The organism is Sphingomonas sp. OTU376 (assembly GCF_038440415.1).
Taxonomy (GTDB): Bacteria; Pseudomonadota; Alphaproteobacteria; order Sphingomonadales; family Sphingomonadaceae; genus Sphingomonas; species Sphingomonas kyeonggiensis_A.
The window spans coordinates 1-24,379 of record NZ_JASATQ010000026.1; the positions used below are offsets into that span (position 1 = coordinate 1).

Here is a 24,379-nt window from a genome sequence, read left to right on the forward strand (position 1 = left end):
CGGCCCAGGGTGTGGTGAGTGCGGCGGACCCCCCCGCGGCGGCCGCCGGCCCCGCGGTCCGCAACGCGGGCGGCCGCGCCCCCGCCCCCCCCCCCCGCCCCGCGCGCCCCCCCCCCGCCGGCCCCCCCCCCCGGCTCCGCGCCCCCGCCCCCCCCCCCCCGCCCGCCCCCCCCCCCCCCCCCGGGGGAGCAGGAACTAATTCCCCTCCCTGCAAGGGAGGGGTTAGGGGTGGGTGAGAAAAGGCCGGGCTCGATGCCCGGTCTTTTCTTTATCTCCACCGGTTAGCTGGGCTCCCCCGGCCTTCGCCGGGGTCGCAACCCACCCCCGGCCCCTCCCTTGCAGGGAGGGGAGCAAGAAGAGCGCCGATCGAAAGATGGTTTGGCCCCGCACCCAAAATCCCCGCCTAACCGGCTGACAATCCCACTCCCGCACCCCATATCGGTGCAAGGCGGGGAACCTCATCGGGTTCTCCGCCTTTCCTTTTCCCGTCTTGCGCTGTAAAGGCACCGCCACTTTAAGCGCGCGCTGACTAGAGAGGCATATTTTTGGCCAAAGAAGAACTGCTTGAAATGCGGGGCCAGGTCGTTGAGCTTTTGCCCAACGCCATGTTCCGTGTTCGCCTCGAGAACGACCATGAGATTCTCGGCCACACCGCCGGCAAGATGCGCAAGAACCGCATCCGCGTGCTGGTGGGCGACGAAGTGCTCGTCGAGCTGACGCCCTACGACCTGACCAAGGGCCGTATCACCTATCGCTTCAAGTGATCCGGGGCACAGCACCGGATCGTCCCGGCGCTGGCCGGGCACCTGAAGCCTGAAGGTCCGCCCCGTGCGGCTCGTACTAGCCTCCACATCGCCGCGCCGACTCGATCTGCTCAAGCGGATCGGGGCCGAGCCCGCGCGGGTCGCGGCCCCCGATGTGGACGAGGATGTCCGCACCGGCGAGAGCCCGCGCGCCTATGTGCTGCGCGTCGCGGTCGACAAGGCTCATGCGGTGGAGCGCGCGGCCGATGAGATCGTCCTCGCCGGCGACACCACGATCGCGGTCGGCAAGCGCATCCTCGCCAAGCCCGAGGACGAGGCCGATCTGCGCCGCATGCTGAAGCTGCTGTCCGGCCGCCGCCACCATTGCCTGTCCGCAATCTGCCTGATCGGGCTCGACGGCAAGGCGCGCACCCGCATCTCCGACACGATCGTCACCTTCAAGCGGCTGACCGATGCCGAGATCGACTGGTACGTCGCGTCCGGCGAAGGCATGGGCAAGGCGGGCGGCTATGCCATCCAGGGCAAGGCCGAGGCGTTCGTCCGCTATATCGCCGGCAGCCATTCGGGCGTGGTCGGCCTGCCCGTGTTCGAGACGCGGGCGCTGCTCGTCTCGGCAGGCCTCGTACTTGGCTGAGTGGCTCTACGAGGCCGGGATCGGCGAGAACCGCGCCGCGCTGGTCTCGCGCGGCGCCATCTGGAAGGCACGGATCGAGCTTGAGGACACCGGTCCGCGCGTCGATGCGGTGCTCGAGGCGCGGCTGGTCGACAAGGCCGCCAAGCTGATCGCGCTCGACGGCGGCAGCGAGGCGCTGTGCGACCATATCCCCAGGACCGTGACCCAGGGCGCCAGGCTGCGGGTGAAGATCACCCGCGAGGCGATTCCCGAGCCCGGCCGCGCCAAGCTGCCCAAGGCGGTGCCGAGCGACGAGCCCCTGTCCGACGGGCCGACGCTGCTCGATCGGATCACCGCGAGCGGCCTGCCGGTGCGGGTGCTGCGCGCGCACGGGCCCGATGCGCTGGAGGAAGCGGGCTGGTCCGAAGTGCTCGACGAGGCGATCACCGGCGAGATCGGGTTCGCGGGCGGCGCGCTGCGCCTCTCCCCTACCCCGGCGATGGCGCTGTTCGACGTCGATGGCTCGGGCAATCTCGAGACCTTGTCGGTCGCGGCCGCGCATGCGGTGGCGCGGGCGATCGAGCGGCTCGGGATCGCGGGGTCCATCGGTATCGATTTCCCCACGCTGGTCGGCAAGGACGCGCGCAATGCGGTGGCCGAAGCGATCGACGCGGCCTTGCCCCAGCCGTTCGAGCGGACCGCGGTGAACGGGTTCGGCTTCCTGCAGATCGTGCGGCGGCGGGTGCGGCCTTCGCTCCCCGAATTGCTGCGCGCCGATCTGGCGGGCGCGGCGACACGCGCGGAGCTTCGCGTGCTCGAGCGTCTTCCCCCGCCGCCGCCGACTACCCATATGGTGACCAGGAACATCGCCCGCCGCCTCGCCCAGCAGCCTGGCTGGACCGCGGAACTGGCACGGCGAATCGGCGGGGTGACGGTGTTCACCTCGGCAGGGGATTGAAATGAGCCGGAACAAGGGCTGCCCGGTCTGTGGGCAGCAGGTGGTAATCGAACACGCGCCTTTCTGCAGCAAGGGCTGCAAGGACCGCGATTTATTGCAGTGGCTGGGAGAGGGATATCGAATCCCTGCAGAGCCGGCGCCCCGGGATGTAAATTCGGGGGTGGACAGCCCCGATTCGCCCGACTAAGAGGCGCGCTCCCCGGCACTCGCCGGGCGTGCCCGGGTAGCTCAGTTGGTAGAGCATGCGATTGAAAATCGCAGTGTCGGCGGTTCGACTCCGTCCCCGGGCACCACGTCTCCCAGATGGTACGGAACGCGTTTTCAGGTGGTGATCCGCCGGCGGCTGTGCCACGAATCGCCGCGAAAATGTCGTCGCTCCCAAAATCCTCGCCGCTGATCGGCGCCCCTGGATCCGAGCCCGCCCGCCGGGCCCCGACGATCGATGATGTGGCGGCCCTGGCCGGCGTCGGCCGCGCCACCGTCTCCCGCGCCCTCAACGACCAGGCACATGTCAGCCCCCGCATGCGCGAGAAGGTACTGCGCGCGGTCGAGGCGCTCGACTATCGGGTGAACCCGCAGGCACGCAACCTGGCGAGCCGGACGAGCAAGACGCTCACCCTGATCAACTGCAACTCGCGCGACGCCCCGCCCAACTCGCATTACTTCGCCGCGATCGAGATGGGAGCCCTACGCGCCGCCGCCGCCGCCGGCTTCGAGCTGCTGACCTACAGCCTGCATATCGAGGACGAGGATCGCGACGATCGCGTCGTCGAGTTGTTTGCCGCAGGACGTACCGCCGGGCTGGTCCTGTCGCCGCCGCTTTCCGCCGATGTCGCGCTCGCCCTCCGGCTGATCGCCCAGGGCTGCCCCGCCGTGTGCATCTCGCCAGGCAACGACGTCTCCGCGCTGCTGCCGAGCATCGGCTTCGACGAGGAGGCGGCCGGCTATGAAATCGCCCGGCACGTGATCGCGGCCGGTCACCGGCGCTTCGGCTATATGCTGGGCATCGAAGGCCATCCGGCGGCCGAGCGGCGCCATGACGGCTTTATGCGCGCACTGGCCGAGGCCGGACTGAGCGCCGATGCGGTAACCGCCCTGCGCGGCGATTTCAGCTTCAAGTCGGGCGTCGACCTGGCCGAAGAAATGCTGGCCGGGCCGCAGCGCCCGACCGCGATCGTCTGCGCCAATGACGACATGGCGGTGGGCACGATGTTCGCCGCGCAGCGCATGGGGCTGGCGCTGCCGGCCGACCTTACCGTGGTCGGCTTCGACGATGCACCGGTGACCGGCTATATCTGGCCGCCACTGACCACGATCCACCAGCCGATCCGCCAGATGGCGGCACGCGCGGTCGAGCGCCTGGTCGAGACGCTGCTGCGTGGGCACGGCGTGATGACGCCAGGACTGGAACTGGTCGCGCACCATCTGGTGCCGCGCGATTCGGTGGCGCCGCCCAGGAACTGAGCGGCAGCCCGACGCTACTTCTTGGGGGTGACCCAGACCGATACCGGCACCACCACCTTGCCCGGCGCGGGCTTGCCCACATCGACGCGATCGATCGCGACCAGTTCGCCGCTCTCGAGGTTGAACGAGGCCCAGGGCTTGGGCATGCGGCCGAAGCTCATCTTCTGGATCGGCTGGCCGGTGGTCGAATTCATGACGGTAGCAATAACGGGCATTCGCGTGGCCGTAGCCAGCCGGCGCGGCGGGTGTCCAGTAGCGATGGCGCGCTATCCACAGCCTAGTTTCGGCATGCCCCTGATGAAGCATTTGTTTATTCACCTACTAATTCAGTGGGATATTCTAGCCCCTCGTAACCGGCCTAAGACTCACCGCGCGAGGCTAACCCATGTCGCTCAAGCTTTTTGATACCGTCCCCGACTTCACCCAGGAATCGACCTTCGGCACGCTCAACTTCTACGACTGGGTCGGCAGGGACTGGGTGGTGCTGTTCTCGCACCCCAAGGATTTCACCCCGGTGTGCACCACCGAGCTGGGCACGGTCGCGCGGCTGAAGCCCGAATTCGACAAGCGCGGGGTGAAGGTGATCGGCCTGTCGGTGGATCCGGTGGACCGCCATCTCGACTGGGCGAACGACATTGCCCGCACGCAAGGCGCGGCGCTCAACTTCCCGCTGCTCGCCGATGTCGACCGGCGCATCTCGGAGCTGCTCGGGCTGATCCATCCCAATGCCTCGGACACGACCACGGTGCGCACGGTGTTCGTGATCGACCCGCAGAAGCGCGTGCGGCTCACCCTTACCTACCCCGCCTCGACCGGGCGCAACTTCGACGAGATATTGCGCACGATCGACAGCCTGCAGCTGACCGACAGCCACAAGGTGGCGACCCCGGCCGACTGGAAGCAGGGCGAGGATGTGATCATCGTTCCCGCGGTGGGCGAGGAAGAAGCGCGCGCGCTGTTCCCGCAGGGCTGGACCGAGCACACCCCGTATCTGCGCACCGTCGCGCAGCCGGTGCCCGCGCCGTGAACGAGACCGTGACGGCTCCTGCCCTGTCGCCGTTCACGGGCGAGATCGCCCAGGCGGTCTCCGCGCTCAATGCGGCACGCTCGGCCTGGCGGGAACGCCAGGCCGGGCGCCATGCCGTCACACGCTTCCCCTCGCCCACGGCACTGGCCGAGGCGATCGAGCATCTCTCGGCCGCGCTATTCCCCGCCCGGCTCGGTGGCTTTCGCGGCGGCCCGGCGCGCGAGGACGACTTCGTCGCCGAGCAACTCGCCCAGGCCTTTGCGCTGCTGCGCGAGGAAATCGCCGCCGAGCTCGACTATTGGCAGCGCGAGGCCGACCAGCCCTTCGATCCCGACCAGCCGGAAGCGATAGTCCGCCTGTTCTCCGCGACCCTCTCCGACATCCGCGCGGCGATCGATGCGGACGTGGAGGCGGCGTTCGTCGGCGATCCCGCCGCGCGCAGCGTCGACGAGATCCTGGTGAGCTATCCCGGGGCGTTGGCGATCCGCTATCACCGGATCGCGCACGAACTGCACGAACTGGGCGCAGCGATCGTCGCGCGGATCATCTCCGAGCTGGCCAATGCCCGCACCGGCATCGACATCCATCCGGGCGCGACGATCGGGCAGAGCTTCTTCATCGACCATGGCACCGGCGTGGTGATCGGCGAGACCGCGATCATCGGGCGCAACGTGCGGCTGTTCCAACATGTCACGCTGGGCGGGCGCAGTCCGCTGGGGCTGGCGCCGGCGGGGCCGCGCAGCCGCTTCGCCCGGCATCCGATCCTGGAGGATGACGTGATCGTCTATGCCGGGGCGACGATACTGGGCCGGGTCACCATCGGGCGCGGCAGCAAGATCGGCGGCAATGTCTGGTTGCTCGACGATGTCCCGCCGCATAGCCTTGTCGTGCAGCCCGGCGCGATCCGACTGGATTCGGCGGAAGCCGACAGCATCGGCGCCCGGCTGGCGGAGCATGGCGCATGAAACCCCTGATCGGAGTCCTTTGCTGCAACGAGTTTTCGGAACGGCCGATCCAGACCGTGGCGAGCCGCTTCATCGCGCCGCTCGCCCAGCTTTCCGACGCGACCGTTCTGCTGGTACCTGCGCTGCCCGACACTGTGGACGCGCGTTCGCTCGCCCGCAAGCTTGACGGGTTGCTGCTCACCGGCTCGCGATCGAACGTCGCCGGGCATCGCTACAGCGACAGCGGCTGGGACCAGACCCCGCTCGACGAGCAGCGCGACGAAGTGGCGCTGGCGCTGAGCGGCGCGATGATCGACGCCGGGCGGCCGGTGTTCGGCATCTGCCGCGGGCTGCAGGAGCTCAACGTGCTGTTCGGCGGCACGCTGCGTGGCGACCTGGACGGGCATCATCTCGAAGGTGAGGAGCGCAGCTTCGAGTGCCTGTTCACCCACGGCCATGACGTGACGCTGACCCGGGACGGCGTGCTTGCCGGCGCCACCGGCGCGGACCGGCTCGCGGTCAATTCGGTGCACCGCCAGGGGATCGACCGGCTGGGGAGCGGGTTGACGATCGAAGCGCTGTCGCCCGAGGACGGGCTGGTCGAGGGCTTCTCCGCGCGCCCCAATGGCGGGCAGGTGCTGGCGGTGCAGTGGCATCCCGAATGGGACGTTGCGCGCCAGCAGGGTAGCCAGGCCTTCTTCCGGCTGGTTGGGGAAGCGCTGGCGGCCTGAACGCTGGCGGCGGTTATGGGATTTGCAACACCGTACGGCCCCCCCCTGCCCAAGCTGCTCCCCGGCGAAGGCCGGGGAACGGAAGCAATCAATGCCGGTGCTACGGACCCGCTAGCGATTGTCCGGGCCGGCAACGTTCGCTGAGCTGCCGACGGGCTCGCCTTCCTTGGCCTGCTTGTAATGGCCGAGGTTCATGCCGACGAAGATCAGCACGACCAGCGCGAGGATGATCGCGACGACAAGCACGAAGCCGCGCTTGCGGCGGGGCGTGAGCGGCGGGGATTCCTGCTGCGGTTCCATGCAGGAGATACCAGCGAGCGGGGCTTCCGGTTCCGTGCACCCCTTCAGTCGTGTGCGGGAATGAACTCGGTTTTCTTCTGCGCCGGCAGGCCCACGGGATGGAAATACGCCATGGCCCGGACGCCGATCCGCCCGTTCCGCCGGACTATTTCGAGGGAGCAACCGTCTTCCGGCGAGTTCTGGGGGAAGAGCTTGTCGCCCAGGCGAGCCTCTACCCCAGCTTCCTCGGGCCGCGCCGGATCGGCCGGCGCCGCGTCCGGCCTGAAGCCCCCATTCGGCGTGGAGACGAAACCCGGGCCGCCTTTCCGGTTGAAATAGATCCGGACGCCGTTCTCCGAGGTAACGACATCGGTGACCCAGCATATGAAGGGGCTGCGCGTATCAGCGCTAGGGATATCCGCCAAAGTCGGAGGCAGGACGGCAGCGATCAAGGCAAGTCCAATCATCCTCTCATCCTCCAAAGGCTCGCCTGAGTCTTATCCCTGCCGGTATGAAGGACCGCAAGCCCGGCATCTCCGCGGGGCTTGACGCAAGATGCCTGGATGCCGACACCGATGGGATAGTCGCGCCATTGCGCGGTTCGGGGGAGGACTGTCGTGCGTCTTGGATCGATTGTGGCCGCTTGCGCGCTCGTGATGCCGCTGCAGTTCGCTCCGGCATCCGCACAATCGACGACGCCCGAGCTCAGCATGCGGCCTGCCTGGATCACCGAACCGGGAGCGGGCGACCTCATCGTCTACATCACCGACGATTTCAGGAAGTCCGCGCCTATCGCGCCGCAACCGCTGAACGTCGTGACGATCCGCCGCGCCAATCCGGGGGACCCCCGCAACAGTCCCAAGGAGGACATGGATGCACTGTTCAAATATCTGAAGGCGAACACCGCGTTCATGGCCAAGGATTCCGTTGCGTTCACCTCGGGCCGGGACCTGATCCGCTTCTATTTCAACGGCGATCATGCCGCGCTCGCCGCGAAGTTCCAGTTTCCGAAAGCCACGCTGGGTGAAGCCACCGCCCAGGACTGGACGATGCTGCGCTCGATCAGCATCCCGGACTTCTCTCGGTTCATCGCCAGGAGCGCCACCTCGCAGGCGGAACTTCAGCGCACGCTTTTCGGCGCCAAGGTCCCGCCGGCGGAAGCCCGGACCGTGGAACTCAAGCTGAAGATCGACACCGACAGCCCGGCGCAGAGTCAGGCGCTTGCGGTCGCACTGCGCAACAAGCGCCTCGACAATGTCACCGTGAAGCTGACGCCCGCCGCCGACGATCGCTCGCTAACCTTCGACGCGAGCATGCGCTTTTCCGAAGCGCTCGTGCAGAAGGTTATGAACGAGACCTGCGCCGACGCCGCCAAGGCCGGTGGCCAGTGCGTCTCCTGGGCGGGCAGGTTCCAGTCCGTCCACGTCGAACTTTCGCCCTAGCGCCCGATCAGCGTCACCCAGTCGATCGGCTTCTTGCCGGTGCGCTCGGCCAGCTTCGCGGCGAAATCGCGATAGGGAATGCCGGTGATGGCTGCGGCGAGCGCATAGGTGTTCACCGCGTTGCCCGGGTCCCAGGGGTGCGGGGCATATTCCTTCTGCCCCGCTGCCGCGCGCTCGCGATCGAAGGCGATCTGCGAATTGGCGAACTCGATATGGCTCTTCTCGCCGAGCGCATAGGGCTCGAGCCATTTGAGCGCGCCGGCGAGGCTCGATCCCGTGGGACTCTGCCACGCGTACCAATCCTGGTCGTGCACCTGTGCCGACAGCGCGGCCATCAGCATCGGATCGAGATTGTAGGTGACATAATGGAGCGCATCGCGCTCGTAGAAGTCGAATACCGAACCGTCGGGGCGGATATTGCCGGTGACCTGCTTGCGAAAGGCCGCGCGGGCACGATCGATCAGCTGTGCGTCACCGACCTCGAACGCCGCCATCGTCGCCAGCTTGATACGGTGGCTCTGCCAGTTGGTGTGGGAATTCTTCACCGTGCCGTCCATCGCGTCGAGATAGCCCTTGGCCATCTTGCGCCAGAACGCATCGAGCTTTGCCTTGAGCACGGGCGACAGGTCGTCCTCGGTCAGGTCGGTGGCGAGGATCAGCGTGTCGAATCCGGTCTCGTCGATCGGGTTGAACGACATCTGGTAGATATCCGCCCAATTCTCGAGATAGCGTGCGGTCTGGTCGAGATAGCGCCTGTCACCGGTCAGCCGCCAGGCAAGCGCCAGCGCGATCACGATCGGCTGGTCCTGCTTGGCCTTGAGGCTGATCTCGCGAATGCCCTTGCCGGGGAGCGTCCCTTCGGTGTGGAGCTGGGGGATGGCGCCTGGCGCACGGTCCAGCGCGGCATTGGCGCGGGCGAGGATCTGGCGCGCCACCGGATCGCTCGCCGGAATGCCCTTGGCAAAACCCGGGCCGAGGATCGCATTGTCCTGCGCGAATGCGGGAACGGCGCCGAACGCCAGCAGGGCGACGGCGCTGGAGAGAAGCAACTTCATCGGGCGGGTCTCACCGAAAAGGGGGCGGAGCGGCTGCACGCATAGCCGCTCCGCATGCAGGGAGGCTAGAAGTTGGTGCGCACCGTCAGCGTGTAAGTGCGGCCGTCATAGTCGATGCGGCGCGGCAGCATCGGGTCGTTCTCATATTCCGAGCGGGTCGCGTTGGTGAGGTTGAACGCATCGAGCGAGAGCGAGAAGTTCTTGCTTATGTTGAGCGAGGCCGAGGCATCGAGCTGGCTGCGCGCCTTCACAGTGCGGGCATCGCCGACGAAGCTGTTGCCGGCGGCCAGATCGTACTTGCCGCGATGGTTGAAGACCATGCGCAGGCCGAACAGCTTGGTCTCGTAATAGCCGATCAGGTTGATGTTGTGCTTGGCGACGCTGGGCAGCGTGATCGGGTTGCCCGCCGTGTCCTTCCCGTCGATCTGGGTATAGGTGTAGTTCGCCGCGCCGCCGAGATACTTGAGGAAGCCCGGCAGGAAATCGAGGTTCTGCTGGATCGAGACCTCGACGCCGCGCACCCGCATCGGGTTCTGGTTGGTCAGACCGCTCGCCCGGACGATCGCGTTGACCAGCGTGCCGCCGGCGCCAATGAACTGGTTCGAGCTCACACAGTTCGGACCGACGATGCTGAGGTTGCCCAGCCCGTAGTCGACGCCGTTGATGCGGCCGTCCGACGGGCAGAGCACGTTCTGGTCGGTGATCGGGCCAATATAGCCGTTGACGTTCTTCTGGTAGACCGCGACCGCGAAGGCGCCGCCGGGCCGGTTATACCATTCGAGCGACAGGTCGAACGAGTTGGAGGTGTAGGGCTTGATGCTCGTCGCGCCGATCGTGACCGTGTAGACCGGATCGACCGCCGGAGTGAGCACTTCGGGCACCTGGACGAAGGAGATCGGCACGGTGTCGCGCGGCTGCGGGCGGACATAGGTCTTGTAGTAGGCGCCGCGCAGGACGAGGTTCTTGGCGAGGTCCGCCGCGAACATCGCCGAGGGCAGCCAATAGTCGTAATGATCCTTGTAGGTCCGGTTCGACATGCTGTGGTTGACCGGCCCGGCCAGCGTCGAGAGCGCGCTGGCGCAGTTGCGGCAATCGAGCGCGTCGATCCGCTGGTCCGTGGTCTCGTAGCGGACGCCGGCATTGCCGCGGACATGGATGCCGAAGATGTCGGTATCGAACTTGCCCATGAGATAGGCCGACATCACCTTCTTCGAGTTGGTGAAGTTGTTGTTCCAGTAATTGGCGTCCCAATAGTTGTTCACCAGCCCATAGGGGGTGAGGAACACGCCGCCGCTGCCATAGACGAACTGGCCGGGCAGGCCGTTGGGATTGGCGGTGGTGCGCGGGCCGGTGTTCACCGGGGTGACCGCGCCGAGCACCTGGTTGATGTTCAGGTCGCGCCAGTTCTGGGTATAGCCTCCCGCGGTGCCACCGAAGAAATCGGACACATAGGGGTTCACCACCGACATCGCCGGGGTAACGTTCCCGGTGTTGGCGCCGAGCGAGGTGTTGCGCGAGCCGATCGAGGTATATTCGTTGCGCTCGTAGCGCAGGCCCGCCTGCACACTCGACAGGAAGCTGCCTTCGAAGCTGCGCTCGAAATCGAGCTGGATCGCGTCGAGCGCATTCCACGACTGACCGTTGGTGCCGGTGACGCCGAAGCGATCGCCCTGGGTGCCCGCCGTCGCGCCCGGCATCTGCGCACCGGCCTGGGTGGCCTGGTTCGCCGCCGAGGGCAGCGGATAGCCGCCGGTCGGGATGTGCGAGGCATTGGGCGTGTTCAGGATGAACTTGGCATCCTGCAGGCTGGCGCCGCCGGTGAAGATCGAAGCGGTGATGCCGTTCAGCCCGGCGGTACCGAGATTGCGGTACGGGTTCTGAATGATGTCGAGCTCGATCTGGTTGGCAAGCACCTGGGCGCGCGAGATCGTACCCTGCGCGGTCACCCGCCACTGATCGTCCTTGAATTCGATCGTCGGGTTGATCGCCCAGGTCTTCTGCTTGGCCGGCTCGGAACGGATCGAGTCGTAGGTCTGCAGATTCTCGGCCGAGAACTGGTTGATATAGGCGCGCGGACCGCTCGAGGTCTGGACGACATAGGGCGTGCCGAGGCTGGTGAAATGCGCCACGGCTGAAGTCGCCGCGAGCGCGGTGTTGGTGTTGTTGCCCGCCGAAGTGTCGATGTAGAGGAGGTGGTTCAGGCCCTTGTCGAGATTGCGCTCGGTATAGAAGCCCGTCGCGCCGAACTTGATCTTGTCGGTCGCCTGCCACTCATAGCCCGCGGCGCCGGTGAGCAGATGTCCCTGGTTCATGCGGACGAACTGGCGGACCTGGCTCGGATAATAGACACCGCCCGGATATTGGGCGATCAGCGCCTGGTAGGTCGGGTTGGTGGCCGCCGCCTGCTGGTTGCCGACCTGGATCGCACCGAGGCGATTAGCCCAGGTGTTGACCGAGATGGAGTCGCGGCGGAACTTCTCGTCCTTGTAGGCGACGACGCCGAACACCGCGAAATTGTCGGTGATGTGCGCATTGTAGCCGGCGGAGAGCGCCGGGCTGCCGAGGTCGCCGAGATCGTTATACTCGTAAGACGCCTTGGCCCAGCCGCCCTGCTTGCGGCCGAGCGCCGGGGCGATGCGCAGATCCACATTGCCCGAGAGGCCGCCGGCCAGGTTCGCCGCTGAGGGCGACTTGATCACGGTGATCGCGGTGAAGATGTCCGAATTGAACGCGCCGAGCGGCGTGGACGAGGTGTTGGTTGCGCTGCCCAGGATCGGATCGGCGAAGCCGCCGCCGTTCAGCGTGGTGCGCGCGAACGAGCCCGGCAGGCCGCGCAGCGAGATCGTCGCGTTGCGCGAATCCGCCTCGCGGTTGATCTGCACACCCGGGATGCGCTGCACCGCTTCGCCGACGTTCAGGTCCGGGAAGCGGCCAAGGCCATCGGACGAGATCGAATCGGTGATCTGATCGGATTCGCGCTTGATGTTGAGCGCATCGGCATAGGCGCGACGGAAACCGGTGACCACGATCTGGTCGGTCGGCGTCGGCTCCTCGGCCTGCGGCGCTGTGTTCTGGTTGCTGCTGTCAGTGTTCTGCGCGAGCGCAGGCGTAGCCATCAGGACGGCGCAGAGCGCCGAGCCGGCAAATAGAGCAGTCCTTCGCATGACTCTCCCTCCCCATCTGTTTCCCGGCTTGTTTTGCCAGACAGGCTGGCCACCGGTGTCAGGCCAATAAGGCCGATACGGCGACAAGTGTCAATAGAATGGTCAGGCCACATTGCATTATTGGTCGGGCAGGATGCGCTACGGGCACGAAAACGGGCCGCGGCGGGCCTTCGCGCGCGGGCATTTTGGTCACGGCCAAGCAGGCTGTGTCCAGCTACACTTTCGGGTAGTAGGGAGTGTTCGCGGCACGCATGCCGTTGAAACAGCCGCGTCCCCGCGCGCCATGAGGCACGCGGGGCGCGGGGGCGGGGGTTGGTAGGTTCAGCCCTGGGGAGACTGCTGCCACCCCCCGCCAAGCGCGAGGAACAGGGTCACGGTCGCATCGGAGAAGTCCGATTCGGCCTGTGCGAGGCTCAGTTCGTTCGAAGCGAGCGAACGCTCGGCATCCAGCACGGTCTGAAACGGCTCGGCACCGGCACGGTAGCGCAGGCGCGCGATGCGCGCCGCTTCGCCGCTCTGGTCACGGCCGCGGCGCAGCGCCTCGACCCGCTGGCCCTGCGCGACATAGGCAGCGAGCGCCGTCTCGGTATCGCGCAATGCCGTGAGCCAGGTGCCGTCGAACGTGGCGAGCGCAGCGTCCGCCCCGGCCTTGGCCTGGGCGATGCGGGCACGAGCCACGGTCATGTTCGGGAAGCTGAACGAGAGCAGCGGGCCGACGCTGAACCGGAACGACGAACTCTTGAACAGGTCCTTCGGATCGAGCGCGGTCGAGCCGATCGAGCCGCCGATCGAGATGTTCGGATAGAGATCCGCGGTGGCGACGCCGATCTGCGCGGTGGCCGAGGCCAGGCGGCGTTCGGCGGCGCGGACATCGGCACGGCGGGCGAGCAGGGTCGCGCCGTTGCCGACCGGGATTGCCTGCTTCACGACGGGAACCGTCTCGCAGCCTGCGACGTCGGCCGGAGCCTCTGCCGGCGGCTTGCCGGTGAGCGTGGCGAGGCGGAACAGCGCCGCCTTGCGCTGCGCTTCGAACACCGGGACGGTTGCGCGGGTCTGCTCGAGCAGCGCGCCGCCCTGGGCTGTCTCCAGCCCGGTGCCGCGGCCACCGGCCTCGAGCCGGCGGGTCAGGTCGAACGTGTCTTCCTGCAGCTTGAGCGTCTGCGAGGCGACCTTGAGCTGCTGGCCTGCGGCGCAGGCATCCGAATAGGCGCGGATCGTCTCGGCGACGACGGTGACGCGGGCGAGGTCATAGGCGGCCTGGCTGGCAGCGACATCCGCCCGCCCCGCTTCGATCCCGCGGGCGATCTTGCCGAACAGATCGACCTGATAGCTCGCGTCGAGGCCCACGGTGTAGGTCTCGCCCTCGAACGAGGCGTTGGGGATACCCATCGCCGCGCCCGGGGTACGGGCATGCGTCGCCTGCGAGTTGACCGTGGTGCTGGGCAGGATCTGGGACCGGGTCTCGCGCAGCACGGCGCGGGCCTGGCGCAGGTTCGCCGCGGCGACGCGCAGATCGGTGTTCGCCGCCAGCGCCTCGCCGACCAGCCGGTCGATCACCGGCGTGTCGTAGAGCTTCCACCAGTCGGCCGGCGGCTCGTCGGGCACGAAGCCCGGCGCGTTCGCCTGGCTGAGCTCGCCCTGTGCCGGCGCCTTGGGCGCGGGCGAGACATAGTTGGGGCCGACCGCGCAACCGGCCAGGGACAGGCCGGCGGCGGTCAGGATGAGGGTCCGCTTCATTGGGCTTCTCCCGTCGCGGGTGCAGGCGTCTGGGTCGGCTCCGGCGGGGCTTGCTCGCTCACCCGGCCACCGCCCCATTTGCGCATCAGCACATAGAAGATCGGCGTGAAGACCAGGCCGAAGATGGTCACGCCGACCATGCCGAACACCACCGCGGTGCCGAGCGACTGGCGCATTTCCTGGCCCGGGCCGCTGGCGATCGCCAGCGGGATCACGCCGAAGATGAAGGCGAACGAAGTCATCAGGATCGGGCGAAGACGCGAACGGGCCGCATGGATCGCCGCATCGAACCGGTTCATGCCCTCTTCCTCGCCCTGCTTGGCGAACTCGACGATCAGGATCGCGTTCTTCGCGGCCAGCGCGATGAGCACGACGAGACCGACCTGGGTGAGGATGTTGTTGTCCATCCCACGCAGGTTCACGCCGAGCAATGCCGCGAGGATACACATCGGCACGATCAGGATCACCGCAAGCGGCAGCGTGAGCGCTTCATACTGGGCTGCCAGCACGAGGAACACGAACACCACGGCGAGGACGAAGATCAGCGCCGAGGAACTGCCCGCCGCCTTCTGCTGATAGGCAAGGCCGGTCCATTCATAGCCATAGCCCTGCGGCAACACCTTGGTCGCCATCGCTTCCATCGCCGCGAGCGCATCGCCCGAGGAGACGCCCGGCGCCGCCTGGCCCTGCAGTTCGACTGCGGGGAGCAGGTTGTAGCGCACCACGCGCGACGATCCGGAATCGCGCACCAGGTTCGCCACTGCCGAGACCGGCACCATCTGCCCGCTCGACGACCGGACCTGGAGACGGCCGATATCGTCCATCTGGTCGCGGGCGTTCGGCTCCGCCTGCGCGGTCACGCGGAAGGTGCGGCCGAGCAGGTTGAAGTCGTTGACATAGGTCGAACCGATATAGGTGCCGATCGCGTCGAACACCTGGCTGGGCTGCACGCCGAGCAGTTGCGCCTTGTCGCGGTCGACATCGGCACGGATCTTCGGCGTCGCGGTGTTGAACAGCGAGAAGACCTGGCTGACCTTATGCTCCTGCATCGCGGCGCCCATCATCGCGCCGGTCGCGCCCTCGAGCCCGCGCCAGCCGCCATTGGCCGACTTGTCCTCGATCATCATCACGAAGCCCGAACCGTTGCCGAGGCCCTGCACCGCGGGCGGTGCGATCATGAAGATGTTGGCGCCGCTGATCTGCCCGGCGATCGCGCCGGTGAGCTGGCCGGCCAGCGCTTCCGCGCTCTGCTTCTTGCCGCGCTCGGACCAGTCCTTGAGCTTGATGAAGATCACGCCCGCGTTCGACGCCTGGCTGAAGCTCGCGCCGTCAAGGCCTGCGAACGCCGCGCCGTCGATCACGCCATCGGTCTTGGCGGCGATGTCATAGGCCTTGGCGACGACTTCGCTGGTGCGGTCGAGCGACGAGCCCGGCGGCAGCTGGACGACGCCGATCAGGAAGCCCTGATCCTGCTCGGGGATGAAGCCGGTCGGCGTGGCGGTCAGGCGCCAGCCGGTCAGCGCGAGCAGGCCCGCATAGATGATCATCATGATCAGGCCCATGCGGATCAGGCGGCTGGTCACATGCCCATAGCGATCCGACAGCCAGTCAAAGCCCTGATTGAACTTCTCGGCGCCGATCTTGATCGGGCGCATCCAGCGCGGACCCTTGTTCGCATCCATATGCTCGTGCGGTTTGAGCAGCAGGGCTGCGAGGGCCGGCGACAGGGTGAGCGAGACGAGCAGCGAGATCGCCGAGGCAGCGGCGATCGTCACCGCGAACTGGCGGTAGAAGATGCCGGGAATGCCGCCGACCATCGCGGTCGGGATGAACACCGAGACGAGCACCAGGCCGATCGCGACCAGCGCGCCGGACACTTCGCGCATCGTCAGGTGCGCGGCCTCGCGCGGGTTCTTGCCCTCGCGGATATGCTTTTCCACCGCCTCGACCACGACGATCGCGTCGTCGACCACGATGCCCACGGCGAGCACGAGCGCGAACAACGAAAGCGAGTTGATCGAGAAGCCGAGCGCGAGCTGCACCGCGAAGGTGCCGACCAGCGCGATCGGGATGGCGACGATCGGGATCACCGCAGCGCGCCAGGTCTGGAGGAAAATCAGCACCACGACGACGACTAGGACGACCGCTTCGAACAGCGTGTGCTGCACGGCTTCCACCGAGGCCGAGACATATTCGGTCGGGTTGTAGGGGATGCTGTACTGCAGGCCGGCCGGGAAGTCCTTCTTGAGGACGTCCATTTCCTTCAGCACGAGCTCGGCTGCGTTGAGCGAGTTGGCGCCCGGCTGCTGGACGATGGCGAGCGCGATGCCGCGCTTGCCGCCGAACGAGCCCTGGATCGAATAATCCTGGCTGCCCAGCTCGACCCGCGCGACGTCGCCCAGCTTGGTGAGCGCGGCGCCCGAGGGATCGGACTTGATGACGATGTTCGAGAACTGCTCGACGCTGGCGAGACGGCCCTGCACATCGACCGGCACTTCGAACGAGGGCTTGTCCTTGCCCGAGGGCGACGAGCCGAGCGCACCGCCCGCGGTCTGGACGTTCTGCGCCTGCAACGCGGCGATGATCTCCGTGGAGGTCAGGTTGCGCGCGGCCGCCTTGTCCGGATCGATCCAGACACGCATCGAGTAGTTGCCGCCGCCGAAGATCTGCACCGAGCCGACGCCTTCGAGGCGCAGCAGCCGGTCACGGATCACCGTGTTGGCGTAGTTGCCCATGTAATCGACATCGAGGCTGTTGTCGGGCGACGTCAGCGCCACGATCATCAGGAAGCCCGATTCCTGCTTGTTCACCGTCACGCCGATCTGGCGGACCTGCTCGGGCAGGCGCGGCAGCGCGAGGTTGACGCGGTTCTGCACCAGCACCTGCGCGGCATCGAGATCGGTGCCGGGCTTGAAGGTGACGGTGATCTGGCCCGCGCCCTGGGTGGAGGACGAGCTCATGTAGAGCATGCCCTCGACGCCGTTGATCTCCTGCTCCAGCGGCGCGGCGACCGTCTCGGCGATGATCTCCGGCGAGGCGCCGGCATAGGCGGCCTGGACCGAGATCGTCGGCGGGGCGATCTCCGGATACTGCGACAGCGGCAGCAGCGGATAGCAGAAGGCGCCGATCAGGGTGATGAACACCGAGATCACGGCCGCGAAGATCGGCCGCTCGATGAAGAAGCTCGAGAAGCCGCGATGCTCGACCGGCGGCGCGGACTGGGCGGCCGTTGTGGCCTGGTTGTCACTCATCGACCCGTTCCTCAGCGCTTGTTCGCGGGCTGGGCGGCGTAGTCAGGCGCGTCGTTGGGGCCCTTGGCGGCCGGCGCCGCTTCCTTGACCTGGCCCGGCTGCGGCGTGACCTTCACGCCCGGACGGGCGCGCTGGGCACCGTCGATCACGACCCGGTCGTCCTTGTTCAGGCCCGAGCGGATCACGCGCAGGCTGCCCTGGAGCGGGCCGGTCTGCACCGGACGCGCCGTCACCGTGTTGGTCTTGTCGACAACGAATACGATCTGGCGGGCCGCATCGGCCATGATCGCCGTGTCTGGCACCAGCATCGCCGGATAGGGCTTGGATGCCTCGAGGCGGGCCGAGCCGAACATGCCGGCCTTCAGGAAGCCGCCGGGATTGGCGATGACCGCACGGGCGCGGATCGTGCCGGCACCGGCATCGAGCGCGTTGTCGACGAAGTCGATCGTGCCGTTATGGGTATAGTCGCTCTCGTCCGAGAGCTTGACCTTGATCGGGGTGCCGTTCTGGGTGCCCGACCCGTCGCGCTGGTACTTGAGCAGCAGCGCTTCCGAGCCCTGGAACACGAAATGCACCGGATCGACCGAAACGATCGTGGTCAGCACAGTCTGGTCGGTCGCGACCGTGTTGCCGACGTCGACCTTGCGCTCCGAGATGCGGCCGCTGATCGGCGCAACGACCCGGGTGAAGCCGAGATCGAGCTGGCGGGCGCGGAGATTGGCCTCGGCTGCGGCGACCTGCGCGCTACCCGAGCGCAACGCGGCGCGGCGCTGCTCCAGCTCTTCCTGGCTGGCGGCGCGCTGCGCGACCAGCGCTTCCGAGCGGGCATATTCGGTCTGCGCGTTGGCGAGCGTCGCCTTTGCCTGGGCGACCTGCGCCGCGGCCTGGGCGACGGCGGCCTGGGCCGGACGCGGATCGATGGTGAAGAGCAGCTGGCCCTTGCGGACATACTGGCCATCCTTGAACCAGATGCCCTGCAGATAGCCCGTGGCGCGCGGACGCACTTCGACGCTCTGGATCGCCTCGAAGCGGCCGACGAACTCGTCCCAGTCGACGACGTCGCGCACCAGCGGGGCGGCAACGGTCACGGGCGGCGCACCCTGCTGGGGCGGCTGCGCACCGCCTCCACCGCAGCCGGAAAGGACAAGCGCGGCTGCAAGAGCCGGGATGAGCAGCTGACGGTTCTTCGAGTGCATTTTCGATCCCTAAATCCGTGCCTCTGGCCGGACATCCTCCGCGGTGTCGTTGCTCGAAACGAACGACTTCCGATTTGGTCCCGCTAAGCGGGTTCAGGGAACTTGTCAACGAGTGATGACATATGTCCACAGCGGTTGACTATGCTCACCGCCATGTTAGGGAAACTGTCCATGATCCCACCGGTTCCGTCCCGGCATCGCAATGCCGTTGCGACGCGCCAGGCAATTCTCGCCTCGGCCCGGAAGCATTTCGCACGCGAGAATTACGAGAATGTCGGCCTGCGCGAGATCGCGGGCGATGCCGGCGTCGATCCCGCATTGGTCAGCCGCTATTTCGGCAGCAAGGAAGCGCTGTTCCGCGAGACGCTGCGCGATGATGACGAGAAGGACATCATGGACGGGGCGACGCGGGAGACGCTCGCCCAGCATTTCGCCGATCTCTTTCTCGAGAAGGGCGACACGCCGCCGGGCGAGCGCGATATCCATATCGAGCGCATTCTGATCCTGCTCCACTCGATCGGCTCGCCCAAGGCGGGGCAGATCATCCACGACGCGGTACAGGCTGATATCCTCGACCCGGTTTCCCAGGAACTGGTCGGCCAGGATACCGAGATGCGCGCGGCGATGGCGCTTGCGGTGCTGATGGGCATGGGCATCATGCACAACATGCTCTCCATCGACACGCTTGAATGCAGCCCCGAAGAGGATGCACGCTTCGAAAAGCGCCTCACCCGCATCTTCGCCGCCGCGCTGGAGCCCATGGACGACTGACATGACCGCAGCGCCGGTCCGCAAGATCATCCATGTCGATATGGATGCCTTTTACGCATCGGTGGAGCAGCGCGACGATCCGGCGCTTCGGGGCAAGCCGGTCGCGGTCGGGTACGCAGCGGCACGCGGCGTGGTCGCGGCGGCGAGCTACGAGGCACGCAAGTTCGGGGTGCGCAGCGCCCTGCCCTCGGTCACCGCATTGCGGCGCTGCCCCGAGCTGGTGTTCGTCAAGCCGCGTTTCGACGTCTATCGCGCGGTCTCGAAGCAGATCCACGCGATCTTCGCCGACTATACCCCGATCATCCAGCCGCTCTCGCTCGACGAGGCCTATCTCGACGTGACCGCCAATCTGCGCGGGATCGAGACCGCCTGGGCGACGGCCAAGGAAATCCGCGCGCGCATCCTGGAGGAAACCGGGCTCACTGCCTCGGCGGGCATCTCGTACAACAAGTTCCTCGCCAAGCTCGCCTCGGACCAGCGCAAGCCCAACGGCCAATTCGCGGTGACGCCGGACATGGGCGCCGCCTGGGTGGAGACGCTCCCGGTCAAGCGTTTCCACGGCGTGGGGCCGGTGACCGCGAAGAAGATGCAGGGACTCGGCATCGAGACCGGCGCGGACCTGCGCGCCAAGTCGATCGAGTTCCTGCGCGCCCATTTCGGCAGCTCGGCCGAATGGTATCACGCGATCGCCCGCGGCGAGGACGATCGCCCGGTCGATGCCGAGCGCATCCGCAAGTCCTCAGGCTCGGAGACCACCTTCAACACCGACCTGACGGGCAATGAAGAGATCGAGGCCGGCGTGCTGGAAATGGCGGAGGACGTCTGGGCCTGGTGCGAAAAGGCGCAGGAGTTCGGCCGCACCGTCACGGTGAAGGTGAAATATGCCGATTTCCAGATCATCACCCGCAGCCGCAGCCTGACCGCCGGCCTGGTCGACCGCCGCGAGGTGCTGCGCGACATGAGCCTGTCGCTGATCCGATCGGTGCTGCCCACGCCCAAGGGGATAAGGCTGGTGGGGGTGACGGTGTCGAACTTCGAGGAGCGGCTTGGTGACGAGCTGCCGTTCTGACTTTGTCTTAGTCATCCCCACGAAGGCGGGGATCCAGAGCCAAGAACGGAGTCGCCTTATTACCCTGGATCCCCGCCTTCGCGGGGATGACGGTTATCGGGCTCCCGGCCGATACACCCGCTCGACATGCCCCTTCAGATCCTCGGGGTAGAAATACACCGGCCGCAGGGCGCCCGCCGCATAGCGTTCGGCCTGGTCCTTGAAGTGCTTAGACTCAGGGTGCCCGCTCTCGCCGCCGGCGGTCACCGCCCAGGCGCGCACCTTCGGCCCGAACTCCACCGCCGCGACGAAGCTGTTGCCGAGCGTGCCGTAATAGCGCTTCGTCCCCGGCCAGCGCTTGGCGCCGAACGAGGCGAGCGAGCCCCATTGCGCCGAGGTGAAGGGCACCTGGATGCTCGGCTTCGCATCGTCGAACTGCTGGGCGATCGCGCCGTCGTTGCGCTGGAAGCGGTTGATCTCGCCCCAGGGCACCTGCCAGCTGCCGAAATCCTGGGTGAGGCGATCGACCGCCGAGGCCAGCGCGTCGATCCGCTGCGCGTCGGTCGCGCGCTCGGCCATCCAGTCCCATACCGACAGGCCTGCCTCCTTGGCCGGCGTCGCCGAGGGAACCCATAGCGCCTCCCCCCAGAACACCGCGAGCGACGTCGCGGTCGAGTCAGCATTCCAGCGGCGGTCCCAGCCCTTCAACAGCGCCACCGGCTCGGCAAGCCTGGCCTTGCGGGCATCCCCCTCGAGCAGCTTCTCCCAGGCCGATATCAGTCCCGGCAGCAGCCGGTCGAAGGCGGGCAGGAAGCTGTCATAAGCCGCTTGGCGCAGCGTCTCCGGCGTGAAATCCCTGCGCGCGTTCAGCACCCGCAGCGCATGTGCGCCGCGCGGATTCTCGCCCGCCTGGTCGAAATAGCGCGGATAGTCCGTCGCCTTCGGACTGTCGGCACCGGCCGCGGTCCAGGGCCAGTTGTTCGTGTTGAAGGCCCAGCCGTTTCGCGGGTTCACCACCTGCGGCAGGCTGGCAAGGCTGTGCAGCCCCCGCCAGTCGGTCGCCGGATCGCTGCCATCGACCGGCTTGCGATAATCGAAGCGATTGTCGCGCACCGGCATGAACTGCGGCATCAGGAACGCGATCTCGCCCTTCGAATCGGCGAACAAGGTGTTGTTCGAGCTGTTGGCCTTGAGCCCGGCAATCTTCAGGAAGCTCGCATAGTCGCCGGCCTTGGTGCGCAGGAAGCTCTGCTGCAGCGCCTCGACCGGCTTGTTCATCAATGAGACGGCAATCCACTTGCCGTCCGCCGTTTCGCGGACGATCGGGCCGTGATGCGTCGAATAGGTGGTGAAGCTGCGCCGCCCCCGCTCCCCGTCCGCCGTCCGATAGGCGATGATGATCGGCTTGAGCGTTATCCGCCGCTTCTCGCCACCATAGAGATAGAAGAGCTCCTTCTCCCAACCACCCCGATCAACCGTCTCCGCGAACTCGTCGACATTGTCGACGCCGCTCGAGGTGTGCATCCAGCCGGCGTGCGGGTTGAAACCCTGGTAGATGAAGAACTGCCCCCAGGTTGCCGCGCCATAGGCATTGAGCCCCTCGCCGCTCGTCACCTGCTGCTCCGATCGGAAGAAGAAGCTGGTGTGCGGGTTGATCAGCAGCAGCGCATGGCCGTTCTTCGTGTGGCTCGGCGCGATCGCGAAGCCGTTCGAGCCCTTGGGCTCCTTGTAGAGCAGACCCTTCTCGGCATCGGTCATCGCCAGCTTCTGCCTGCCGTAGAACGCCTCGATCTGGCTGAGTGGCACCCGCTCGATATCGCCGCCGATGCTGCCTTCGGAGAAGCTCAGCGCCATCCACGGCTCGAACCGGGTGAGCACCCGCGGCTTCACCTCAGGGTGGGTGGCGAGATAATAGTTCATCCCGTCCGCCCAGGCCTGCATCAGCGTGCGCAGCCATTCCGGGCTCTTCGCATAGTCCGCCTTCAGCACCTCGGGGTCGACGAACAGCCGTTGGCGCAGATCCTGCCAGATCGCGCCCTCGCCCTCCGCTTCCGCCAGACGCCCCAGGCTGACCAGATAGTTGGTCTCGATCCGGTTGAAGTCGTCCTCGGCCTGGGCATAGATCATCCCGAACACCGCATCGGCGTCGCTCCTGCCGTGGATATGCGCGACGCCCCAGTCGTCACGGGTGATCGTCACCCGCGACGCGGTCGCCCTCCAGCGAGCGGCATCGGTCTGGGCATGGGCGGCGGTGGAGGCGAGCAGCGCGGCGGCGAGGAGCAGGCGAGTCATGCCCGCACCCTAGACCGGCTTGGGCTCAGTCCGGAATCGTTTCGATCTCGACAATCTCGATTGCCTGGGGCTTGCCCGCGAAATCGACCTTCTCGCCTTCCTCGGCACCGATCAGCGCCTTGGCGAGCGGGGCCTGGAAGGAGAGCCGGTCCGCCGAGGGATCCGCCTCGTCATGCCCGACAATATCGATCACCCGCTTCTTGCCGGTCATGCGGATCCGCACGCGCGAGCCGATGCCGACCACGCCTTCCTCAGGCTCGGGCGCGATCTGGGCAGTGGTTCGGCGGGTGTTCCAGTAGCGCAGCTCGCGCTTCAGGCCCTCGAGCGCCTCTTCCTCGCCGCCCGCCGCAACCGCGGCCTCCAGCTCGGCGACCTTCGCCTCGATCAGCGCCAGCCCGCGCGCCGTGACCATATTGGGTCCCGGCGGCAGCGGCAGCTCGAACTTCGGTTCCTTATGTTCCTCGTCGCTCTCGCGGCGGAAGGCGACGCTCATTGGCCGGGGGTTTCCTCGATGCTCGACGAGATCTTCCAAAGATCGAGGCTGCCATCGGTTGCATGCTGATCGATCTCAGCCAGTTCATCCGCGCTGAAATCGAGATTGTTGACCGCGTCCAGCGAGTTGTCGAGCTGCTCCACCGTGCGTGCGCCGATCAGCGCGGAGGTGACGCGTGGATCGCGCAGCACCCAGGCGATCGCCATCTGCGCCAGCGTCTGGCCGCGCTTCTGGGCGATGGCGTGGAGGGCACGAATGCGGGCGATATTGTCGTCCGACAGCAGCCGCTGGTTGAGCGAGCCGCCCTTCGAGGCACGCGCATCCTCGGGCACGCCGTTGAGGTATTTGTTGCTCAGCATGCCCTGCGCCAGCGGCGAGAAGGCGATGCAGCCGGTGCCGAGCTCGCCCAGCGTGTCGAGCAGCTCGCCTTCGACCCAGCGGTTGAGCATCGAATAGCTCGGCTGATGGATCAGCAGCGGCACCTTGTATTCGGCAAGGATCGCCGCCGCCTGGCGGGTCAGCTCGGGCGAATAGCTGGAGATGCCGACATACAGCGCCTTACCCTGGCGGTGGATCTGGGCGAGCGCGCCCATCGTCTCCTCGAGCGGCGTCTTGGGATCGACGCGGTGCGAGTAGAAGATGTCGACATAGTCGAGCCCCATCCGCTTCAGGCTCTGGTCGCACGAGGCGATCAGATACTTCTTCGAACCGCCGACATCGCCATAGGGCCCGGGCCACATGTCCCAGCCCGCCTTGGTCGAGACGATCAGTTCGTCGCGATGGCTGGCGAAGTCGGTCGCCATGACGCGGCCGAAATTCTCCTCGGCCGAGCCATAGGGCGGGCCGTAATTGTTCGCGAGATCGAAGTGGGTCACGCCCCGGTCGAACGCGCGGCGCAGCATCGCGCGGCCGGTCTCGAACACGTCGGTGCCGCCGAAATTCTGCCAGAGGCCCAGGCTGATCGCCGGCAGGTCGAGACCGGAACGGCCGCAGCGGCGATAGGGCATGCGCCCGTCATAGCGCGCGGGATCGGCGACATAGGGCTGGGGATAGGGCATCTGGTCTCTCCGCATGAACCTTGCGACGCGCCGCCTGGCGCGCATCGGCTTCGCCGCGTCCTATAATGATTCCCGGCCAGCAGTGAAGGATG

At 66.8% G+C, this 24,379-nt stretch carries 22 protein-coding genes and 1 tRNA gene; 12 read left to right on the forward strand and 11 right to left on the reverse strand.

Features of this window, described 5'->3' with window-relative positions; all coding sequences use genetic code 11:
- Positions 1-545 precede the first annotated feature (545 nt).
- The 6 genes from infA to AAHM44_RS12595 all read left to right on the forward strand — a co-directional run bounded on the left by infA (position 546) and on the right by AAHM44_RS12595 (position 3,799).
- On the forward strand, positions 546-764 hold the full coding sequence (infA, locus tag AAHM44_RS12570; RefSeq protein WP_003049127.1) for a translation initiation factor IF-1: 219 nt from the start codon (positions 546-548) through the stop codon (positions 762-764).
- A gap of 64 nt (positions 765-828) precedes the next feature.
- Complete coding sequence (locus tag AAHM44_RS12575; protein ID WP_269573961.1) at positions 829-1,398, forward strand: Maf family protein; 570 nt, start codon at positions 829-831, stop codon at positions 1,396-1,398.
- Positions 1,391-2,335: a ribonuclease gene (locus AAHM44_RS12580; protein WP_342250192.1), complete on the forward strand. Its 945-nt coding sequence runs from the start codon at positions 1,391-1,393 to the stop codon at positions 2,333-2,335. The genes AAHM44_RS12575 and AAHM44_RS12580 overlap by 8 nt, the downstream gene beginning before the upstream one ends.
- A gap of 1 nt (position 2,336) precedes the next feature.
- A complete protein-coding gene (locus AAHM44_RS12585) occupies positions 2,337-2,522 on the forward strand; it encodes a DNA gyrase inhibitor YacG (RefSeq protein WP_269573959.1) in 186 nt (61 codons plus the stop codon).
- Positions 2,523-2,552: 30 nt separating this feature from the next.
- A tRNA-Phe gene (locus AAHM44_RS12590) sits at positions 2,553-2,628 on the forward strand.
- A 73-nt stretch (positions 2,629-2,701) separates the two neighbouring features.
- The gene (locus tag AAHM44_RS12595; protein WP_342250193.1) at positions 2,702-3,799 is read left to right on the forward strand and encodes a LacI family DNA-binding transcriptional regulator; all 1,098 of its coding nucleotides are present in this window, start codon (positions 2,702-2,704) and stop codon (positions 3,797-3,799) included.
- 14 nt (positions 3,800-3,813) lie between these two features.
- Here AAHM44_RS12595 and AAHM44_RS12600 read toward each other — a convergent pair whose 3' ends face one another.
- Entirely contained in the window at positions 3,814-3,993 is a 180-nt protein-coding gene (locus AAHM44_RS12600) for a hypothetical protein (RefSeq protein WP_446745986.1), read from the reverse strand.
- A 191-nt stretch (positions 3,994-4,184) separates the two neighbouring features.
- Between AAHM44_RS12600 and AAHM44_RS12605 the strand changes: the two genes are divergently transcribed.
- Genes AAHM44_RS12605 through AAHM44_RS12615 form a run of 3 tightly spaced genes read left to right on the forward strand, consistent with a single transcriptional unit; the run spans position 4,185 to position 6,501 of the window.
- The gene (locus AAHM44_RS12605; RefSeq protein ID WP_342250194.1) at positions 4,185-4,826 is read left to right on the forward strand and encodes a peroxiredoxin; all 642 of its coding nucleotides are present in this window, start codon (positions 4,185-4,187) and stop codon (positions 4,824-4,826) included.
- A gap of 8 nt (positions 4,827-4,834) precedes the next feature.
- Complete coding sequence (gene epsC, locus AAHM44_RS12610) at positions 4,835-5,791, forward strand: serine O-acetyltransferase EpsC (RefSeq protein ID WP_269573956.1); 957 nt, start codon at positions 4,835-4,837, stop codon at positions 5,789-5,791.
- Positions 5,788-6,501, forward strand: a complete 714-nt coding sequence (locus tag AAHM44_RS12615) for a gamma-glutamyl-gamma-aminobutyrate hydrolase family protein (RefSeq protein WP_342250195.1) — start codon at positions 5,788-5,790, stop codon at positions 6,499-6,501. The genes epsC and AAHM44_RS12615 overlap by 4 nt, the downstream gene beginning before the upstream one ends.
- A gap of 111 nt (positions 6,502-6,612) precedes the next feature.
- Here the strand turns inward: AAHM44_RS12615 and AAHM44_RS12620 are convergent, their stop codons facing one another.
- Both AAHM44_RS12620 and AAHM44_RS12625 read right to left on the reverse strand, forming a co-directional pair.
- A complete protein-coding gene (locus AAHM44_RS12620) occupies positions 6,613-6,801 on the reverse strand; it encodes a hypothetical protein (protein WP_269573954.1) in 189 nt (62 codons plus the stop codon).
- Between the two features lie 44 nt (positions 6,802-6,845).
- Complete coding sequence (locus AAHM44_RS12625) at positions 6,846-7,247, reverse strand: hypothetical protein (RefSeq protein ID WP_342250196.1); 402 nt, start codon at positions 7,245-7,247, stop codon at positions 6,846-6,848.
- Between the two features lie 189 nt (positions 7,248-7,436).
- Here AAHM44_RS12625 and AAHM44_RS12630 point away from each other — a divergent pair, with 189 nt between their 5' ends.
- On the forward strand, positions 7,437-8,222 hold the full coding sequence (locus AAHM44_RS12630; protein ID WP_342250197.1) for a hypothetical protein: 786 nt from the start codon (positions 7,437-7,439) through the stop codon (positions 8,220-8,222).
- On the opposite strand, the gene AAHM44_RS12635 is transcribed toward AAHM44_RS12630, so the two are convergent.
- The 5 genes from AAHM44_RS12635 to AAHM44_RS12655 all read right to left on the reverse strand — a co-directional run bounded on the left by AAHM44_RS12635 (position 8,219) and on the right by AAHM44_RS12655 (position 18,625).
- A complete protein-coding gene (locus AAHM44_RS12635) occupies positions 8,219-9,277 on the reverse strand; it encodes an alginate lyase family protein (protein ID WP_342250198.1) in 1,059 nt (352 codons plus the stop codon). The two genes, AAHM44_RS12630 and AAHM44_RS12635, sit on opposite strands and share 4 nt — an antisense overlap.
- 65 nt (positions 9,278-9,342) lie before the next feature.
- Complete coding sequence (locus tag AAHM44_RS12640; RefSeq protein ID WP_269573950.1) at positions 9,343-12,441, reverse strand: TonB-dependent receptor; 3,099 nt, start codon at positions 12,439-12,441, stop codon at positions 9,343-9,345.
- A 321-nt stretch (positions 12,442-12,762) separates the two neighbouring features.
- Complete coding sequence (locus tag AAHM44_RS12645; RefSeq protein WP_342250199.1) at positions 12,763-14,178, reverse strand: efflux transporter outer membrane subunit; 1,416 nt, start codon at positions 14,176-14,178, stop codon at positions 12,763-12,765.
- Positions 14,175-17,429 (reverse strand): efflux RND transporter permease subunit, encoded by a 3,255-nt coding sequence (locus tag AAHM44_RS12650; protein WP_342250200.1) that lies wholly within the window; start codon positions 17,427-17,429, stop codon positions 14,175-14,177. The genes AAHM44_RS12645 and AAHM44_RS12650 overlap by 4 nt, the downstream gene beginning before the upstream one ends.
- 11 nt (positions 17,430-17,440) lie before the next feature.
- Positions 17,441-18,625 carry an efflux RND transporter periplasmic adaptor subunit gene (locus AAHM44_RS12655; RefSeq protein WP_342250201.1) on the reverse strand — a complete coding sequence of 395 codons (1,185 nt, stop codon included), beginning with the start codon at positions 18,623-18,625 and terminating at the stop codon, positions 17,441-17,443.
- Between the two features lie 171 nt (positions 18,626-18,796).
- On the opposite strand from AAHM44_RS12655, the gene AAHM44_RS12660 reads away from it, so the two are divergent.
- The gene (locus AAHM44_RS12660; protein WP_269573946.1) at positions 18,797-19,396 is read left to right on the forward strand and encodes a TetR/AcrR family transcriptional regulator; all 600 of its coding nucleotides are present in this window, start codon (positions 18,797-18,799) and stop codon (positions 19,394-19,396) included.
- Position 19,397: 1 nt separating this feature from the next.
- On the forward strand, positions 19,398-20,465 hold the full coding sequence (gene dinB, locus AAHM44_RS12665) for a DNA polymerase IV (RefSeq protein WP_342250202.1): 1,068 nt from the start codon (positions 19,398-19,400) through the stop codon (positions 20,463-20,465).
- A gap of 93 nt (positions 20,466-20,558) precedes the next feature.
- Here the strand turns inward: dinB and AAHM44_RS12670 are convergent, their stop codons facing one another.
- Genes AAHM44_RS12670 through mgrA form a run of 3 tightly spaced genes read right to left on the reverse strand, consistent with a single transcriptional unit; the run spans position 20,559 to position 24,287 of the window.
- On the reverse strand, positions 20,559-22,736 hold the full coding sequence (locus AAHM44_RS12670; RefSeq protein ID WP_342250203.1) for a penicillin acylase family protein: 2,178 nt from the start codon (positions 22,734-22,736) through the stop codon (positions 20,559-20,561).
- Between the two features lie 25 nt (positions 22,737-22,761).
- Positions 22,762-23,229, reverse strand: coding sequence for a GreA/GreB family elongation factor (locus AAHM44_RS12675; RefSeq protein WP_342250204.1), 468 nt, complete (start codon positions 23,227-23,229; stop codon positions 22,762-22,764).
- Complete coding sequence (gene mgrA / locus AAHM44_RS12680; RefSeq protein WP_342250205.1) at positions 23,226-24,287, reverse strand: L-glyceraldehyde 3-phosphate reductase; 1,062 nt, start codon at positions 24,285-24,287, stop codon at positions 23,226-23,228. The genes AAHM44_RS12675 and mgrA overlap by 4 nt, the downstream gene beginning before the upstream one ends.
- Positions 24,288-24,379 lie beyond the last annotated feature (92 nt).